The following is a 17,004-nucleotide window of genomic DNA, read 5'->3' as shown; positions in this document are numbered from 1 at the left end:
ATCAAATTTCAATTCTTAAACTCCAATTCCAACTGGCAGGTATACCATTTAAATTACCTTGGCCTCATTGTGCAATAAATCTATCAACTCTTCAATTTTATCAGAATCTACAAGCTTTACGGCACCCTTGGGAGCAGGTTTTTCAAATTTGGCATCTTCTGTGCCTCGTATGGAATCTGTAGGTTCTACCACATTCAAAACCTTTTTTCTGGCCATCATAATACCCCGCATATTGGGTATTCTAAGCTCACTTTCCTCAACCAATCCCTTTTGTCCTCCCACCACCAAGGGCAGGGTCGTGGCCAATGTTTCTTTGCCGCCATCTATTTCTCGAATAGCGGTGACGGCGTCTCCTTCAATTTCCAAACCTATACAGGTGTTTATGAAGTTTATATCAAGCAAAGTGGCAAGGATGCCCGGTACCATCCCTCCATTATAATCGATGGATTCCCTACCAGCTATAATCAGGTCATATTGCCCATTTTTAACTACCTCTGCCAATTGTTGGGCAACGAACAGGCCATCAGTAGGAATTGTATTTATGCGTATTGCTTCATCCGCTCCTATGGCCAATGCCTTTCTTAACGTAGGCTCCACGGAAACCTCCCCAACACTAACAACATGAATTGTGGCTCCTTGCTTTTCCTTGAACCACATGGCTCGTGTTAACCCGAATTCATCATTCGGATTAATTACAAACTGAACCCCATTGGTATCAAATTTGGTGTCATCTTCCGTGAAATTTATCTTGGAAGTGGTATCGGGAACATTACTAATACAGACTAAAATTTTCATTCGTAAAGGGCATTTTAAATATGCGCACGAAGATACATATTAATTTCCAAATTTACTATGCGCGCATAGTAAATATTTACTTCTTTTTTTGATTCCAACGTTCCCTGGTTTGCCATATATTTTCCTATTTTTGCTTGCATTTGAAATTTGACTTAATGAAAACATTACAGTTTAGGCAAGCTATTGCCGAAGCCATGTCCGAGGAGATGCGCAGGGACGAAACTATTTATCTAATGGGTGAGGAGGTCGCGGAATACAATGGCGCTTACAAGGCATCCAAAGGGATGTTGGATGAGTTTGGTCCTGATCGGGTTATAGATACGCCTATATCGGAATTGGGTTTCTCCGGGATAGGAGTTGGATCTGCCATGAACGGAAACAGGCCGATAATAGAGTTTATGACCTTCAATTTTGCACTTGTCGGGATAGACCAGATAATCAATAACGCTGCGAAAATCAGGCAAATGTCTGGGGGTCAATTTAACTGCCCTATTGTATTTCGTGGACCTACTGCTTCCGCAGGCCAATTGGCGGCTACACATTCCCAGGCTTTTGAAAGTTGGTACGCCAACTGCCCGGGTCTTAAGGTGGTAGTGCCTTCCAATCCAAATGATGCGAAAGGGTTGCTAAAATCGGCTATAAGGGATGATGATCCTGTCATTTTTATGGAATCCGAACAGATGTACGGTGATAAAGGAGAAGTGCCGGAAGGAGAATATACCATTCCGTTAGGGGTGGCTGATATTAGAAGGGAAGGAACCGATGTAACTATTGTTTCGTTTGGAAAAATCATAAAGGAAGCGGATAAGGCCGCCGATGAACTTGCCAAAGAGAATATCAGTTGTGAAATCATCGATTTGAGAACGGTTAAACCTATGGATTCGGAAGCCATTTTTAAATCCGTGAAAAAGACCAATAGATTGGTCGTACTTGAGGAAGCCTGGCCTTTTGGCAATGTGGCCACGGAAATTACCTATCAAGTGCAATCCAACATTTTTGATTACTTGGACGCTCCTATTGTAAAAATTAATACTGCAGATACTCCGGCACCATACTCACCAGTTTTGTTGGAAGAATGGATACCCAATCACCGGGACGTCATCGAGGCCGTTAAAAAAGTGTTATATAAATAAGGTAAACCATATTGTAAAGGTATATTAGCTTCTCCGACCAAAGGCCGGCGAAGCTTTTTTATTGGAACGCTATTTGCATACGGAACAGTTGAGAATACTTCACTGCATGAAAAAAAACCTTTTCCTACTACTCTTTCTTTTTTCCTTTGTCGCTATTTCACAAACCAAAGTTGGGGGCGTTGTCCTGGACGATTCCGGAAAACCGGTAGCATTTGCCAATGTGCTGTTCAAGAACTCTTCCGAAGGTACCATTACCAATGACAATGGTCGTTTTTATATGGAGTCCGATAATGATTATGATGTTTTAATTGTGTCCTTTATTGGATATGACACACAGGAGATTCCGTTGACTTCCAGGGTCAGTTATAATATGGAGGTTGTTTTAAAGGAATCCACGGAACAATTGGATGAGGTAGTGGTATATTCTGGAAAACAATCAAAAAAGAATAATCCTGCCGTAGAGATACTGAAAAAGATTTGGGCCAAAAAACGGGAAAATGGTGTTCGAAAGTTCAAACAATACCAATATGATAAGTATGAAAAGATAGAGTTCGACCTCAATACCATAGATAGTGCCCTTATGGAAAGTAAGATTTTTAGGGGGCTGGAGTTTGTTTTTAAAGATTTGGATACCTCTCGCATTACAGGTAAGACCTATCTTCCCATTTTTTTGAACGAAACATTTTCCAAGGTCCATGGTGATAATCTATTGGACGAAGAAAAGGAAGTGGTCCTGGGAAATAAAAATTCGGGTTTTGATAACAATCAGGCCATCATAGCATTTGTAAAGGATCTCTATCAGAACTACGATATTTATGACAATTACTTAAAGTTCTTTGATAAGAGCTTCACCAGTCCTCTATCAAGAACAGGTGTGGACACTTATAACTATGTCCTTCGGGATAGTGCCTTTATAGAGGATAAATGGTGTTACAATATTGTATACTACCCCAGAAGGAAGAATGAGCTTACCTTTAAGGGAGATTTTTGGGTAAACGATTCTACCTACGCCATAAAAAACATAAATCTTGAGGTCACCAAAAGCGCCAATATCAATTGGGTAAAGGAAATCTACATTGAACAGGATTTTGATGTTGTAAACGATTCCGTATTCTTATTAAAACGGGATTATATGCTAAGCGATTTTAGTTTTCAGAAAAAAGAGGAATCCCGGGGAATTTATGGAAAGCGAACAACGGTTTACGATAATTATGTATTCGATATTTCAAAACCAAAGAGTTTTTATAGAGCGGAAGGCAATCCTTTTGACCCACAAATTTTGGACCGTGACAGTGTGTTTTGGAAAAATAGCAGGTTAGAGGCCCTTAATAAGGATGAAAAAGGCATCTATCAATTATTGGACACCTTGAAAACGGTTCCCAAGTTTAAGACCTACTATAATCTGGTGAGTGTACTGGGATCTGGATATATCGAAATTGATAAGTGGAATCTGGATATTGGGGATGTATACAGCATTTTTGGTTTTAACGATGCGGAAGGTTTTCGATTAAGAGGAGGTGCACGCACCTATTTTGGTCAGAACGATCCATGGCGCTTAGAAGGATATATGGCCTATGGTTTTTCGGACAAAAAAGTAAAGCACGGATTCTCGGCCAAGTTTTTGTTGGACAAGAAAAGTAGGTTGATAATTTCGGGCGGAAATAGAAGGGATATTGAACAACTGGGCATCAGCCTTACCTCCACTAATGATGTTTTAGGTAGAAGTGTGGCATCGTCCGCTATTTTTACGGTAGGTGCCAATGACAGGTTAACGAATATTAACCTGAGTACATTCAATCTGGAAATAGAACCTTTGACCAATTTTAGGATACGTTTGGGCAGTTCTTTTCGAACATTGAGCTCGGCCCTACCGGATGCCTTTAGCTTGGAGTATGTGGATAGCGAATCCCCAACAGGAATTTCATCGGAAATAAAACAGTTTGATCTAAGTACCCTTCTCATTTACACCCCTGGAAAAAGGACTATAGGTTATGGGGTGGAGCGTAAGGATATCAATGATAACTATAGTACTTTGCTTTTGAACTATACTCGAGGAATCGACGGTTTTTTGGAGAGCGATTTCAATTATAGTAAAATTCAATTTTCGTATACCCAGCCCTGGCAATTGGGAGGATTTGGAAGATTGTTCAGTACCATTGAAATAGGGAAGACCTTTGGAGAGGTCCCATTGGGGCTATTAAATGTTGTGCCCGGTAACCAAACCTTGTTTTCCATATATAACACCTTTCCCAATCTGGACTTTTATGAATTTGTAACGGATACCTACGCATCTGTTCACCTTGAACATAATTTTAATGGCCGTTTGTTTTCCAGAATACCTTTATTACGAAAATGGAACCTAAGGGAAATTGTGGGCTTACGTGGAGTCTGGGGAGAACTGTCGGATGAAAATATAGCCCTTAGCGCCCCAACGAATATCCCATTACGGGCACCCAACGAAAAAATATATTATGAATATTCCGTGGGAATAGGGAATATCTTTAAGATTTTTAGAATCGATTTTAACTTTCGCGGAAATTATTTGGACAGTCCCAATGCACGACCTTTTAGCGTTACCGGGACTTTTGGGTTTAATTTCTAAAATTCCTTTCATCTTTAACTCTCCCAGAGGAAATCCATTTGCGTAATTTTGTAAGTCTAAAACCAATATTGTTATGAAAGCCGAAGAAGTATCTTCTTTTGATGTATTGATTGAAATTCCCAAGGGAAGCCGCAACAAATATGAATATGATTTTGAGCTTAAAAAAATCCGATATGACAGAATGATATTTTCTTCAATGATGTATCCTGCGGATTATGGTTTCATTCCTGAAACCTTGGCTTTGGACGGAGATCCCTTGGATGTCCTGGTTTTGGTTACCGAACCTACTTTTCCAGGATGTGTTATGGAGGTCAAACCCATTGGGGTATTTCATATGACCGACGAAAAAGGCCCTGATGAAAAAGTTATTTGTGTTCCCATTTCCGATCCCATTGGGAACAAAACCAAAGACTTGAGCGACTTAAATCCTCACTTAATAAAAGAAATTGAACATTTTTTTAAGGTCTATAAAGATCTGGAGAAGAAAAAAGTAGATGTAGGAGGTTGGGGCAATGTGGACCAAGCTAAGGACATCGTGGCTAAGTGCATCAACAGATTTACAAAAAGTGATGTTCCTACAAAGGAGGTCAGCATTAAATGAAAACTACACTTTATAACTCCTTAAATAATAGCAATATCCGTTAGAAGATATTGCTTTTTTATTCTGTTCTATTTTACTACTTTTGCCCCCGTTCTAAAAAATTATAAACAACTAAACAAGATGGAATTAATCGTGAAGTTTTTGCCTGTTTTTGGCATGTTGGCCTTATTATTTGTGTTTATTAAAAATATGTGGGTCTCCAAACAAGAGGTTGGCGACGCCAAAATGGCACGAATCGCTAAAAATATTGCCGACGGAGCTATGTCATTCCTAAAGGCTGAATACAAAATTCTTGCGATTTTTGTCGCTGCGGTCGCCGTACTTCTTTTCTTTAAGGGGAGCAGTGAGGAAGGTTCCAATGGAATGGTCGCCGTGTCCTTTATAGTTGGTGCCATCTGTTCCGCTTTAGCTGGATTCATAGGGATGCGAGTTGCAACAAAAGCAAATGTAAGAACTACGCAGGCCGCCCGAACTTCTTTGGGAAAGGCCCTTGAGGTTGCTTTTGCCGGTGGAGCTGTTATGGGATTGGGAGTTGTAGGGTTAGGTGTTCTGGGTCTTAGTGCCCTTTTTATGGCTTATAGTGGACAAGGATGGGAGATCGGTGAAGTCCTGAACGTACTTTCGGGGTTCTCCTTGGGAGCGTCCTCAATAGCGCTTTTTGCCCGTGTAGGTGGTGGTATTTATACAAAGGCCGCTGATGTTGGTGCCGATTTGGTAGGAAAAGTTGAAGCCGGAATTCCAGAAGATCACCCTCTTAATCCTGCTACTATAGCAGATAACGTAGGTGATAATGTAGGTGATGTTGCGGGGATGGGAGCCGATCTTTTTGAATCATATGTTGGTTCAATTATAGGTACAATGGTATTGGGTGCCGCATTTACTCAAATTCCGGCGTTTGCTGGTGCTTTTGATGGTTTGGGCGCTGTTTATCTTCCACTGGTTTTGGCAGCGGTAGGAATCATAATGTCCATTATTGGTACGTTCTTTGTCAAGGTAAAGGACGGTGGAAATCCGCAGACGGCTTTGAACATAGGGGAGTTTGGTTCTGCCGGTCTCATGTTGGTGGCTTCTTATTTTATTATTACACAAATGCTTCCTGAAAGTTGGACTTTTGGAGGAAGTGAATATACATCGATGGGTGTTTTCTTGGCGGTCCTTGCCGGATTAATTGCAGGTCTTGCCGTAGGGAAGGTAACGGAATATTACACTGGAACGGGAACAAAACCGGTTAACGCCATTGTAAGGCAATCTGAGACTGGAGCGGCTACCAATATTATTTCAGGCTTAGGTGTTGGCATGATGTCCACAATGTTTCCTATTTTATTGATTGCAGGCGCTATTTTGGTATCACATCATTTTGCGGGATTATATGGCATTGCCATAGCTGCTGTTGGGATGTTGGCCAATACGGGGATTCAGCTGGCCGTAGATGCCTACGGACCGATTTCCGATAATGCTGGAGGAATTGCCGAAATGGCCGAATTGCCAAGTGAAGTCCGTGAGCGTACCGATAAATTGGATGCTGTTGGAAATACAACCGCCGCAATAGGCAAGGGTTTTGCGATTGCTTCCGCTGCATTGACGGCATTAGCACTGTTTGCTGCTTTTATGCAAACGGCCAATGTAACCGCCATTGATGTTTCAAAACCGAATATTATGGCCGGATTATTGGTTGGTGGAATGCTTCCTTTCGTATTCTCGGCTCTTTCCATGAATGCCGTTGGTCGCGCAGCTATGGCAATGATCGAAGAGGTACGTCGCCAGTTTAGGGATATTCCTCAATTAAAGGCAGCTTTGGAAGTAATGCGTGCGGTGGATTCCGATATGTCCAAAGCTACTCCGGAGCAACGTGCTGTTTTTGATGAAGCTGATGGCCTTGCCGAGTACGACAAGTGTGTCGCTATTTCAACTACCGCCTCCATTAAGGAAATGGTATTGCCCGGTCTTTTGGCTATTGCGGTTCCCGTCGCCGTTGGATTTATTGGTGGAGCGGAAATGTTGGGAGGCCTTTTAGCAGGAGTAACCACGGCTGGAGTATTGATGGCCATCTTTCAATCCAACGCCGGTGGTGCTTGGGATAATGCCAAGAAAATGATCGAAGAGCAGGGACGCAAGGGTACAGATGCCCATAAAGCGGCAGTTGTTGGAGATACGGTCGGTGACCCTTTTAAGGATACTTCAGGACCGTCTTTGAACATTCTTTTGAAGTTGATGTCCGTTGTGGCCTTGGTCATTGCGCCAAGTATTGCCCTGAATGTTAGTGGAATGGCGAGCACGGCGGATGCGAAGGAAATAAAATTGGAAATGAGCACTGAAAGTGCGGATTTGGCAGAAGCAACCATTGCCTACACGACAGTGATAAACGGTGAAAAGGTTACTGAAGAAAAAACATTTACGGGAACTCAGGCCGAAGTAGAGGCCCAATTGGAAGATTTCGAAAATGTAACTATCGAATCAGAAGGGAAAAGTACCAAGATTACGATTGAAAAGGTAGACGCAAAGAAATAGCACTTACCTTCCATAAATAAACAAAAGGCAAACTGTAATGGTTTGCCTTTTTTGTTTTTATCTCATCGAAGTTTAAAAGTGATAGGTACCACAAAAGGAACCTTAACCGGGTTGCCACGTTGTTTACCGGGAGTCATTTTTGGAAGTTTGCCAATAATTCTTGCCGCTTCGACCTCTAGGATTTTATCCGGCCCTCTCATTTTTATATCCCCAATACTACCATCTTTCTGAATAACGAACATGGTGTGGACTCTTCCTTCAATTTCTAACTCTTTTGCCAGTTTGGGGTACTGGAAAGTTTTATTTATGTGCTTTTGCATCATTTTTTGAAAACAGGCCCTTTTGTCGGATGCGTTTTCACATCCGGGAAAAATAGGTACATCCTCAATCAAAATAAAGGGAACCGTTACATCTTCCTCAACTTCAGCTACTTCGATCTCCTTTACTTCCATCACCTGGGTGTCTTGGTTTGTTTCATCGGACATAATTTCCGTTTCGATGATATCCACTTTGTTATTTACTATTTCTATCACCGGAGGAGCAATCGGCGGCGGAGGGGGTGGAGGTGTAAAGTGTACTGTTAGAGGCACTTCTTCTATTAGCTCGTTTTCTACATTCATTCCAGTTGAAACATAGTCAATTGTGTCATAGCTCTTCCATTCCAAAGCAACGTACGTTATTAATAGAACTAGGGTAAGACCGGCTACAAAATACATTGCCCTGTCTTTGTTTAAATCGATTTTTGGGTTCTTTTTTGGTTTCATCATATTCCATTTTAAGTTTCCATAAATCTACCTGCCTGACATTACTTTTAAAAGGACCAATGCGTGAAAGCCACCTTTGATTGAGTGAAATGAACTTTTGTTTCCAAGCCTATGTGAATTCAATCCAAAAAAAATACACAACCCCTCCATTTGCTTATGAATAAGTTTTAAGCCGAACGGATATTACTTATTTTTGAGCTATGGTCCCATTTATAAAAAAGGACAAGCTTCAGATTATGGCCTTTCAGACCTATGGTACTAACAAGCATCTATACGCTAGGGGCAGGGCGTTGGAAGATGAGGAAATAGATCTTTCTGAAAAAGGATTCCTTAGCCTATTGTGGAACACTTACAAACGCTTTGAGACCGATGAAATCCGTAACACGCCAATAACCATAACATTTGCCGATAAAAGAATAATTAGTGGGAGGACAGATAATGAGGGCTATTATCTTATTGACGAAGCCTTGGAAAATTTAAGACATTTGGCCAATGCTGAGGGGTGGCTCAGCTATAGGATATCCTATTCCGATACTGCCCTGAAAAGGGAAATATTACATCAAAACCAGTTCCCGGGGGAAATGTTGATTCCTTCCAAAAACGCTGATTTTGGGGTTATCAGTGATATTGATGATACCATACTTCATACCGGGGTGGTTTCCTCATTAAAATGGCGTGTTGTTTTGAATACGGTTTTTAGGAATGCCGTCCATAGGAAACCTTTGGAAGGTGCTGCGGATTTTTATCATCTTTTACACCGGGGAAAGTCGGGAAAAAAAGCCAATCCTATTTTCTATGTAAGCCATAGTCCATGGAATTTGTACAGGTACTTGGAATTATTTCTTAGGATCAACAAATTTCCCAAGGGCCCAATTGTTTTACGAAGAATGTCCAGTTTTGGTTATCGGAAATCGAAATCCCGTATGCCCCAAAAGCAAAAGGAGATTACAAATATTCTTGAGACATATCCAAATCTTAGATTTATCTTAATTGGTGATAGCGGTGAGCGTGATGCTGATATCTATATTAATATCGCCCAGAGCTATCCTAACCGTATTATGGCTATCTACCTTCAAAGTGTGCCTGATAGAAAACGAATGCAACGCATTGGCGAATTACTTGAAAATTATAAGGATACACCCACACTTGTAGTCCGTAAAAGTGAGGAGGCCATGGTGCACGCGCGTCAGAATGGATTCATTAAAAAATGAACTCTAGAACAATCCGTTGATTTCCGCATCTATTTTATTGATCACGTGTCCTAGATCCTCCGGACTATCCACAAAATTCAGTTGGTCCACATTAATAATAAGTAGGTTTCCCTTCTCATAGCCATGTACCCAAGCCTCATATCTTTCATTGAGTCGGCTGAGGTAGTCAATGGAAATTGAGTTTTCATATTCACGTCCGCGTTTGTGTATCTGTTCCACCAAATTAGGAATGGAGCTGCGTAAGTAAATAAGGAGCTCTGGGGGCTGCACTAAGCTTTCCATCAACTCGAAAAGACTCTGATAATTGGTGAAATCGCGATTTGTCATCAAGCCCATTGCGTGTAGGTTGGGTGCAAAAATATAAGCATCCTCATAAATGGTACGGTCTTGGATTACTTTTTTGCCACTTTCCCTGATTTTTAAAATTTGCCTATACCTGTGGTTTAGGAAATAAATTTGGAGGTTGAAGCTCCATCTTTCCATTTGAGTGTAAAAATCGTCCAGATAGGGATTGTCCACTACATCTTCAAAATGGGCTTCCCATTTGTAGTGTTTGGCCAATAATTTGGTTAAGGTAGTCTTTCCGGCACCTATATTTCCTGCTACTGCAATGTGCATTTAAATCGCGATTTCGGTTAGGCTTTTTAAAAGGTAACGCCTCACAATATACAAAGTATAAAAGGTTTGCAAAAGAAATCGTTGTTGAAATACCCGTCGAAACTAGCAATCTAATTTGTACCCCTCCTAGTACTGAGCCTCGCGCGTGTGATTTAATGTTTTTTTGCAATTCTTTATCAGTTTGCCATTCTGACGAAACAATTTTACTATTTTCGCATTCGAAAACAAAGAGGAAAGATTTGACTGATTGCAACCTCCAGATCCCAAACTTGTTTTAGGGGTAAAAATGCTAAAACAGAAAAATACTTTGAGTCAAGATATTTATGTCTTCTGGTATGGTTACAATCATCTCTCCTCCGACTTAAGATTATATACATGTCATATTTATTTACTTCGGAGTCCGTTAGTGAAGGGCACCCCGATAAAGTTGCAGATCAAATTAGTGACGCATTGTTGGATAATTTCTTGGCTTTTGATCCAGAAAGCAAGGTAGCTTGTGAAACTTTGGTCACCACAGGCCAAGTAGTTTTGGCAGGGGAAGTTAAAAGTCATACTTATTTGGACGTACAGAATATTGCACGAGAGGTAATCAATACAATTGGTTATACTAAGGGCGAATATCAATTTAGCGGAGATTCATGTGGAGTCATTTCTCTTATTCATGAACAATCACAGGATATTAATCAAGGGGTAGATAGGGAGACAAAAGAAGAGCAGGGTGCGGGAGACCAGGGAATGATGTTTGGCTATGCAACCAAGGAGACTGAAAACTATATGCCCCTTGCCCTTGACATTTCGCATAAAATATTGCAAGTGTTGGCTGATTTTCGAAGGGAGGGTAAAGAGATTTCCTATTTACGTCCGGATGCTAAGGCACAGGTAACCATTGAATATTCAAATGAAAACGTGCCACAACGGATAGATACTATTGTTGTTTCTACACAGCATGATGCTTTTGATGACGACGACAATAAAATGTTGGCCAAAATAAAGGATGATATCGTCCAAATTGTAATACCAGAGGTAAAAGGTCAATTACCAAAGGAAATACAGACACTATTCGATGGGCAAATACAATATCACATAAACCCAACCGGAAAGTTTGTCATTGGAGGGCCACATGGGGACACCGGATTAACGGGAAGAAAGATTATTGTAGATACCTATGGTGGAAAAGGTGCCCATGGAGGCGGTGCATTTAGTGGTAAAGACCCTAGCAAAGTAGATCGAAGTGCGGCCTATGCCGCTAGACATGCCGCAAAGAACTTGGTGGCTGCCGGTGTTGCGGATGAAATTTTGGTACAAGTAAGCTATGCCATTGGGGTGGTAGAACCTACCTCAATATTCGTGGAAACCTATGGTACTGCCAACGTTGATCTAACAGACGGGGAAATCGCGGAAAAAGTATCCCGTTTGTTTGACATGCGCCCATTTGCCATAGAAGATCGGCTAAAGCTAAGGAACCCGATTTATTTGGAATCCGCGGCCTATGGGCATATGGGCAAACAGCCCAAAACGGTAACCAAAATCTTCGAATCGCCTTATAGCGGTAGGGTAGAAAAGGAGGTGGAACTGTTTACGTGGGAAAAATTGGATAAGATTGAAGAGATAAAATCGGCTTTCGATTTATAATTTTTATTTAAATATTAGGAAAATCTAAAAGTCCCTCCTTATATTTGTGTTTCAAAAGTTCAAACACGTATTGAAAAGTTATCAAGAAAGGTGGAGGGAATAGACCCTTTGAAGCCTTAGCAACCCTTTGTTCCCCAAGTACTATTCGTAACAAAGAAGGTGCTAAATTCTACCTGTGCAGAACCTGTTTCGGCATCTTGGCAGATAACTCGAATGATTACTTCCGTAATTTTTCTTTCTTCTTAACTCTTTGATGGCATCTGATTGCAAAATTGGCAATGGATTTTAGTGTTGTAATTTGACCTAATAATAACTAAAAAATTAAAATCATGAGCGATCAAAAGTTTTCGACCAATGCATTACATGCTGGACATGACACAACAATTAATGGCGGTACAAGGGCTGTTCCCATTTATCAGAGTACAGCTTACGTATTCAATGATTCCGACCATGCGGCAAATCTCTTTGGCTTGGCGGAATTTGGAAATATTTATACAAGGATAAATAATCCGACCAATGATATTTTGGAGCAACGTCTAGCAGCGTTGGAAGGTGGTGTTGCGGGTTTGGTAACGGCTTCTGGTACGGCAGCTATAGCAAATACGCTTCTCGTGTTGTTGAAAACCGGAGATCATATTGTGGCTTCCAACAGTTTATACGGGGGTACCTATAACCTTTTAAGTGTTACTTTGCCCCGATTGGGAATAACAACAACCTTTGTTGATCCCTCGGACCCCACCAACTTTGGGAAAGCAGTACAAGATAATACAAGGGCCATTTTTGTAGAATCACTAGGAAACCCAAAATTAGACGTATTGGATCTAAAGGCAATTTCTGCTGAAGCAAAGAAAGCCAAAATCCCCTTTATTGTTGACAATACGGTGGCGACTCCAGCATTATTGAAACCTATTGAACACGGAGCCAATATCGTAATCCATTCATTAACAAAATACATAAATGGAAACGGAACGGCCCTTGGTGGGGCAATTATCGATGCCGGGACATTTGATTGGGCCAATGGGAATTTTCCAGAATTTACGGAGCCTTCAGCAGGGTATCACGGTTTAATTTATCATGATGCGGTTGGCCCGATAGCATTCATTATCAAGGCTAGGATAGAGGGATTACGTGATTATGGTGGGGCATTAAGCCCATTTAATGCCTTTCAGATTCTCCAAGGGCTGGAAACCTTATCCGTTAGAATGAAACAACATAGTGAAAATGCCTTGGCTTTGGCCCAATGGTTAGAGGATAGAAAAGAAGTGAGTTGGGTAAATTATCCTGGGCTTAACTCGAGCAAATACAATTCCTTGGCTGAAGAATATCTTCCCGATGGCAAAAGCGGAATCCTGACTTTTGGAGTAAAGGGTGGATTCGAATCGGCCAAAAAAGTTGTTGATGAAACAAAATTGTTCTCTTTATTGGCCAATATCGGGGATACAAAGTCCCTGATTATCCATCCGGCCAGTACAACACATCAACAGCTGGATGATGCCGCACAAGAATCTACCGGTGTTACCAAGGATTTGATTCGACTGTCCGTTGGATTGGAGGATTTGGATGATTTAAAAGCAGATTTGGAACAGGCCTTTACCGCTATTGATGAATCGGTCTTAGCTTAGATATTGATAGGATTGTAGCACCTCCTAGATGTAATGGAAGGTGCTACAATTTATTATCATGGAAGTTCCAAAAATTTAAAACAAAGACCCAAATAGTAACGACCAAGGCTTTCCTATGCTAAAGCATTTAAAGTTAAGTACATTCACTACCCTCAGCGGTGTCTCCCAGGAGATTCAACTATCCTATCAGTTCTTTGGAAAGCCATTGCACGAGGCGCCTGTTGTCCTGGTCAACCATGCACTTACGGGCAATTCCAATGTAACCGGTGATGATGGTTGGTGGTCGGCCCTTATAGGGGAAGGGAAATGTATTGATACACTTACCTATACCATACTTTCGTTCAACATTCCAGGAAACGGTTATGACGGATTTGTAATTGACAATTACAAGGACTTTGTGGCTGGGGATGTTGCCCAAATGTTCCTAATGGGCCTGGAACAGCTCAAAATAAAAAAATTGTATGCTATTATCGGTGGTTCATTGGGTGGTGGCATCGCTTGGGAAATGGCTGCGATAGACCCTAGTATTACTGAGCATCTAATCCCGGTTGCTTCCGATTGGAAGTCTACGGACTGGCTTATTGCCAATTGCCAGATTCAAGAACAGTTTTTGGTAAACTCCAAGCAACCTGTACATGATGCACGTATGCACGCTATGCTTTGCTATCGTACTCCGGAGTCTTTTAAAGAACGGTTTCAAAGAAGTACCAATGAAGAGCTTCAGGTCTTCAATGTGGAAAGCTGGTTAATGCACCACGGAAAGAAACTGCAGGAACGATTTCAATTATCGGCCTATAAGTTAATGAACCAGTTATTGAAGACCATAGATATTACCCGTAACGATGATAAGGCCTTCAAAGAACTGGAGAACAGTGAGACCAACATTCATATCGTCGGGGTAGATTCTGATCTGTTCTTTACGGCCAAGGAGAATAAAGAGACCTTTAAGCGTTTGGCCCAGGCCAATAGTAATGTCACCTATGGAGAAGTACAATCGCTTCACGGACATGATGCTTTTTTGATAGAGTTCGAACAGATGCAAAAACTGCTCCGTGGAATCTTTATCAAGAACGGCAAATCAAAAAAAATTAAAATCCTCAAGTTTGGCGGTAAGTCCTTGAGTAATGGTGAAGGTTTGGGACGCGTATTGGAAATTATCTCCTCTAAAGTAAAGGCCGGTGAAAACGTTGCCGTGGTACTTTCCGCAAGAGAAAAAGCCACGGATCAATTGGAGACTATTTTGGAGAAGGCCGCCAACAATATAGATTACCATAAGGATTTTGAAGCCTTTGAAAAATACCAAAAACATACATTTGCCAATGTAAATTTATCCTCTGAATTTAAGGAATTAGCCAAGTTGTTCGAAGGAGTTTCGCTTCTAGGGGACTATAGTGCCAAAATTAAAGATGAGGTATTAGCGTATGGAGAATTAATCTCCGCCAAATTGATAACCAAGTTGCTCATTGGCAAGGGAGTGAATGCACAGTTGCTTGATTCTAGATCCTTAATAAAGACGGACGACACCTTTGGTGACGCTAAACTATTGGAGGATGTCTCAAGGGAAAACGTACTTCTTCGGTTTTCGGAATTAGATTATGGGAGTGTGGCTATTATTACGGGTTTTATTGCATCGACTGTTGATGGGGAGACCACGACTTTGGGAAGGAACGGAAGCAATTATACCGCTGCCTTGCTGGCCAATTTTTTAGATGCGGAGGAACTTCAGAATTATACGCACGTTGACGGAATTTTTACCGCTAACCCGGATTTGGTCCCGGAAGCCAGACGAATTGCCAACCTTTCCTATTCCGAGGCCAATGAATTAGCTAATTTTGGAGCCACAATTTTACACGCCAAGACTATTATTCCGTTAATTGAAAAAAATATTCCGTTACGTATCCTCAATACGTACAACGATGATAATGAGGGAACGCTAATTAGTGCCAAATCTAGCAAGGAAGGAATTAAATCACTTTCCGTAATAGAGGATGTTTCACTTATCAATTTAGAAGGTAGGGGTCTTTTGGGAAAAATAGGAATAGATGCGCGTATCTTCAAAACCTTGGAACAGCACAATGTCAATGTAAGTATCATTTCCCAGGGATCTTCAGAAAGAGGTATTGGTCTAGTGGTTAAAAGGAATAAGGCACAAAGGGCTAAGAAGGCCTTGGATGAAGAGTTTAAGAGTGATTACAAGTCCAAGGATATCAATACGATAACCGTGGTTGATGATGTTTCGGTTGTCTCCATTGTGGGTCAGGATCTAAGCACATTCCACAAACCCTATAACGCACTGATCAAAAACCAAATTGTCCCGCTTCTGTTCAATAATACTATTTCTGGAAAGAATGTAAGTCTGGTTGTAAAAAAACAGGACTTGAACAAAGCCCTAAATGTAATGCACGGTCAAGTTTTTGGAATCAGTAAAAAAGTTAATCTGGCCATTTTTGGACACGGCAATGTCGGGGGAACCTTGATCGATCAGATTTTAAAATCCTCCAAAAAAATCGAGGAACGAAAAGGGATTGATTTGAATGTCTTTGCTGTAGCCAATTCCCGAAAGATTCTATTAAACAAAAATGGTGCACCAAAAAATTGGAAGACCGCAGTTAAGGAAAAAGGTCAAAAATACATACTGTCCAATGTTTTCGAATTCGCCAAAAAAAACCATTTAGAAAATTTGATTGCTGTTGACAATACGGCAAGTGAGGATTTTGTAGCGAATTATTTCGATTTTGTGGACAATGGCTTCGATTTGGTTTCATCAAACAAAATAGCGAATACGCTCGGATTCGATTATTATCAACTGCTACGCGAAGAACTGGACAAAAACCAAAAGCAATACTTATATGAGACCAATGTAGGTGCCGGTCTCCCACTCATCGACACCATAAAATTATTGCACTTATCCGGGGAAAACATTACCCGTATCAAAGGAGTTTTTTCGGGCTCCTTGAGTTATATTTTTAATACATTTTCTGATGTTAAAGCTCCATTTTCGAATATCCTCAAAGACGCCATTCACAAGGGTTTTACCGAACCGGATCCAAGGGAGGACCTTTCGGGCAACGATGTTGGTAGAAAACTCCTGATTTTGGCACGGGAACTTGAATTGAGCAATGAGTTCTCGGATATCAAGATCCAAAATCTAATTCCTACGGTATTGCAAAAAGGAACCGTAGAAGAGTTTCTGAAGAATTTAGATGTGTTGGATGATAAATTTAATGAAATAAAGAAAAATCAGAAACCAGGCCACGTACTTCGTTATGTAGGGGATTTACACGGAGACTTGCAGAAAGAAAAAGGCATTTTGGATGTAAAACTGATTTCCGTTCCCAAGGAGAGCGCCCTGGGCCAGGTTAAAGGTTCCGATTCCATCATAGAGATCTATACGGAGTCCTATGGGAAACACCCATTGGTAATACAAGGCGCCGGAGCTGGTGCGGCGGTTACTGCAAGGGGGGTTTTTGGAGATATTTTGCGCATTGCCGAAAAAGGATGAACCAATGAATGAGAGT

Annotated in this window: 11 protein-coding genes and 1 riboswitch; of the genes, 8 read left to right on the top strand and 3 right to left on the bottom strand. The window is 41.1% G+C overall.

The window, feature by feature from the left end; translation table 11 throughout:
- Positions 1 to 48: 48 nt before the first annotated feature.
- Entirely contained in the window at positions 49 to 795 is a 747-nt protein-coding gene (locus D7Z94_RS20615; protein WP_120713515.1) for an electron transfer flavoprotein subunit beta/FixA family protein, read from the bottom strand.
- Positions 796 to 950: 155 nt separating this feature from the next.
- On the opposite strand from D7Z94_RS20615, the gene D7Z94_RS20610 reads away from it, so the two are divergent.
- The 4 genes from D7Z94_RS20610 (at position 951) to D7Z94_RS20595 (ending at position 7,639) form a co-directional block, all read left to right on the top strand.
- Positions 951 to 1,928, top strand: coding sequence for a pyruvate dehydrogenase complex E1 component subunit beta (locus D7Z94_RS20610; protein WP_120713514.1), 978 nt, complete (start codon positions 951 to 953; stop codon positions 1,926 to 1,928).
- A gap of 106 nt (positions 1,929 to 2,034) precedes the next feature.
- On the top strand, positions 2,035 to 4,530 hold the full coding sequence (locus D7Z94_RS20605; RefSeq protein ID WP_120713513.1) for a DUF5686 family protein: 2,496 nt from the start codon (positions 2,035 to 2,037) through the stop codon (positions 4,528 to 4,530).
- Positions 4,531 to 4,603: 73 nt separating this feature from the next.
- Complete coding sequence (locus D7Z94_RS20600; protein WP_120713512.1) at positions 4,604 to 5,131, top strand: inorganic diphosphatase; 528 nt, start codon at positions 4,604 to 4,606, stop codon at positions 5,129 to 5,131.
- 120 nt (positions 5,132 to 5,251) lie between these two features.
- The gene (locus D7Z94_RS20595) at positions 5,252 to 7,639 is read left to right on the top strand and encodes a sodium-translocating pyrophosphatase (RefSeq protein WP_120713511.1); all 2,388 of its coding nucleotides are present in this window, start codon (positions 5,252 to 5,254) and stop codon (positions 7,637 to 7,639) included.
- 62 nt (positions 7,640 to 7,701) lie between these two features.
- Here D7Z94_RS20595 and D7Z94_RS20590 read toward each other — a convergent pair whose 3' ends face one another.
- Complete coding sequence (locus D7Z94_RS20590) at positions 7,702 to 8,403, bottom strand: energy transducer TonB (protein WP_120713699.1); 702 nt, start codon at positions 8,401 to 8,403, stop codon at positions 7,702 to 7,704.
- Positions 8,404 to 8,603: 200 nt separating this feature from the next.
- Between D7Z94_RS20590 and D7Z94_RS20585 the strand changes: the two genes are divergently transcribed.
- Positions 8,604 to 9,614 carry an App1 family protein gene (locus D7Z94_RS20585; RefSeq protein ID WP_120713510.1) on the top strand — a complete coding sequence of 337 codons (1,011 nt, stop codon included), beginning with the start codon at positions 8,604 to 8,606 and terminating at the stop codon, positions 9,612 to 9,614.
- Between the two features lie 3 nt (positions 9,615 to 9,617).
- Here D7Z94_RS20585 and D7Z94_RS20580 read toward each other — a convergent pair whose 3' ends face one another.
- Positions 9,618 to 10,232, bottom strand: coding sequence for a deoxynucleoside kinase (locus tag D7Z94_RS20580; RefSeq protein ID WP_120713509.1), 615 nt, complete (start codon positions 10,230 to 10,232; stop codon positions 9,618 to 9,620).
- A gap of 375 nt (positions 10,233 to 10,607) precedes the next feature.
- On the opposite strand from D7Z94_RS20580, the gene metK reads away from it, so the two are divergent.
- The 3 genes from metK (at position 10,608) to thrA (ending at position 16,988) form a co-directional block, all read left to right on the top strand.
- Positions 10,608 to 11,864 (top strand): methionine adenosyltransferase, encoded by a 1,257-nt coding sequence (metK, locus tag D7Z94_RS20575; RefSeq protein WP_120713508.1) that lies wholly within the window; start codon positions 10,608 to 10,610, stop codon positions 11,862 to 11,864.
- Between the two features lie 75 nt (positions 11,865 to 11,939).
- Positions 11,940 to 12,075, top strand: a riboswitch (SAM riboswitch).
- 118 nt (positions 12,076 to 12,193) lie between these two features.
- The gene (locus D7Z94_RS20570; RefSeq protein WP_120713507.1) at positions 12,194 to 13,486 is read left to right on the top strand and encodes an O-acetylhomoserine aminocarboxypropyltransferase/cysteine synthase family protein; all 1,293 of its coding nucleotides are present in this window, start codon (positions 12,194 to 12,196) and stop codon (positions 13,484 to 13,486) included.
- 115 nt (positions 13,487 to 13,601) lie between these two features.
- The gene (gene thrA, locus D7Z94_RS20565; protein ID WP_120713506.1) at positions 13,602 to 16,988 is read left to right on the top strand and encodes a bifunctional aspartate kinase/homoserine dehydrogenase I; all 3,387 of its coding nucleotides are present in this window, start codon (positions 13,602 to 13,604) and stop codon (positions 16,986 to 16,988) included.
- Positions 16,989 to 17,004: the final 16 nt, after the last annotated feature.

The sequence above is a fragment of the Ulvibacterium marinum genome, assembly GCF_003626755.1.
Lineage (GTDB): Bacteria > Bacteroidota > Bacteroidia > Flavobacteriales > Flavobacteriaceae > Ulvibacterium > Ulvibacterium marinum.
Note: the sequence above shows the minus strand (reverse complement) of the source record. Positions and strands in the feature narration are given on the sequence as shown.

Bases quoted from the DNA above. Each gene is read 5' to 3' on its own strand.
- D7Z94_RS20605 (WP_120713513.1), top strand. From the start codon at position 2,035: ATGAAAAAAAACCTTTTCCTACTACTCTTTCTTTTTTCCTTTGTCGCT.
- thrA (WP_120713506.1), top strand. From the start codon at position 13,602: ATGCTAAAGCATTTAAAGTTAAGTACATTCACTACCCTCAGCGGTGTC.
- D7Z94_RS20595 (WP_120713511.1), top strand. From the start codon at position 5,252: ATGGAATTAATCGTGAAGTTTTTGCCTGTTTTTGGCATGTTGGCCTTA.
- D7Z94_RS20585 (WP_120713510.1), top strand. From the start codon at position 8,604: ATGGTCCCATTTATAAAAAAGGACAAGCTTCAGATTATGGCCTTTCAG.
- D7Z94_RS20590 (WP_120713699.1), bottom strand. From the start codon at position 8,403: ATGAAACCAAAAAAGAACCCAAAAATCGATTTAAACAAAGACAGGGCA.
- D7Z94_RS20600 (WP_120713512.1), top strand. From the start codon at position 4,604: ATGAAAGCCGAAGAAGTATCTTCTTTTGATGTATTGATTGAAATTCCC.
- D7Z94_RS20570 (WP_120713507.1), top strand. From the start codon at position 12,194: ATGAGCGATCAAAAGTTTTCGACCAATGCATTACATGCTGGACATGAC.
- D7Z94_RS20580 (WP_120713509.1), bottom strand. From the start codon at position 10,232: ATGCACATTGCAGTAGCAGGAAATATAGGTGCCGGAAAGACTACCTTA.
- D7Z94_RS20610 (WP_120713514.1), top strand. From the start codon at position 951: ATGAAAACATTACAGTTTAGGCAAGCTATTGCCGAAGCCATGTCCGAG.
- D7Z94_RS20615 (WP_120713515.1), bottom strand. From the start codon at position 795: ATGAAAATTTTAGTCTGTATTAGTAATGTTCCCGATACCACTTCCAAG.
- metK (WP_120713508.1), top strand. From the start codon at position 10,608: ATGTCATATTTATTTACTTCGGAGTCCGTTAGTGAAGGGCACCCCGAT.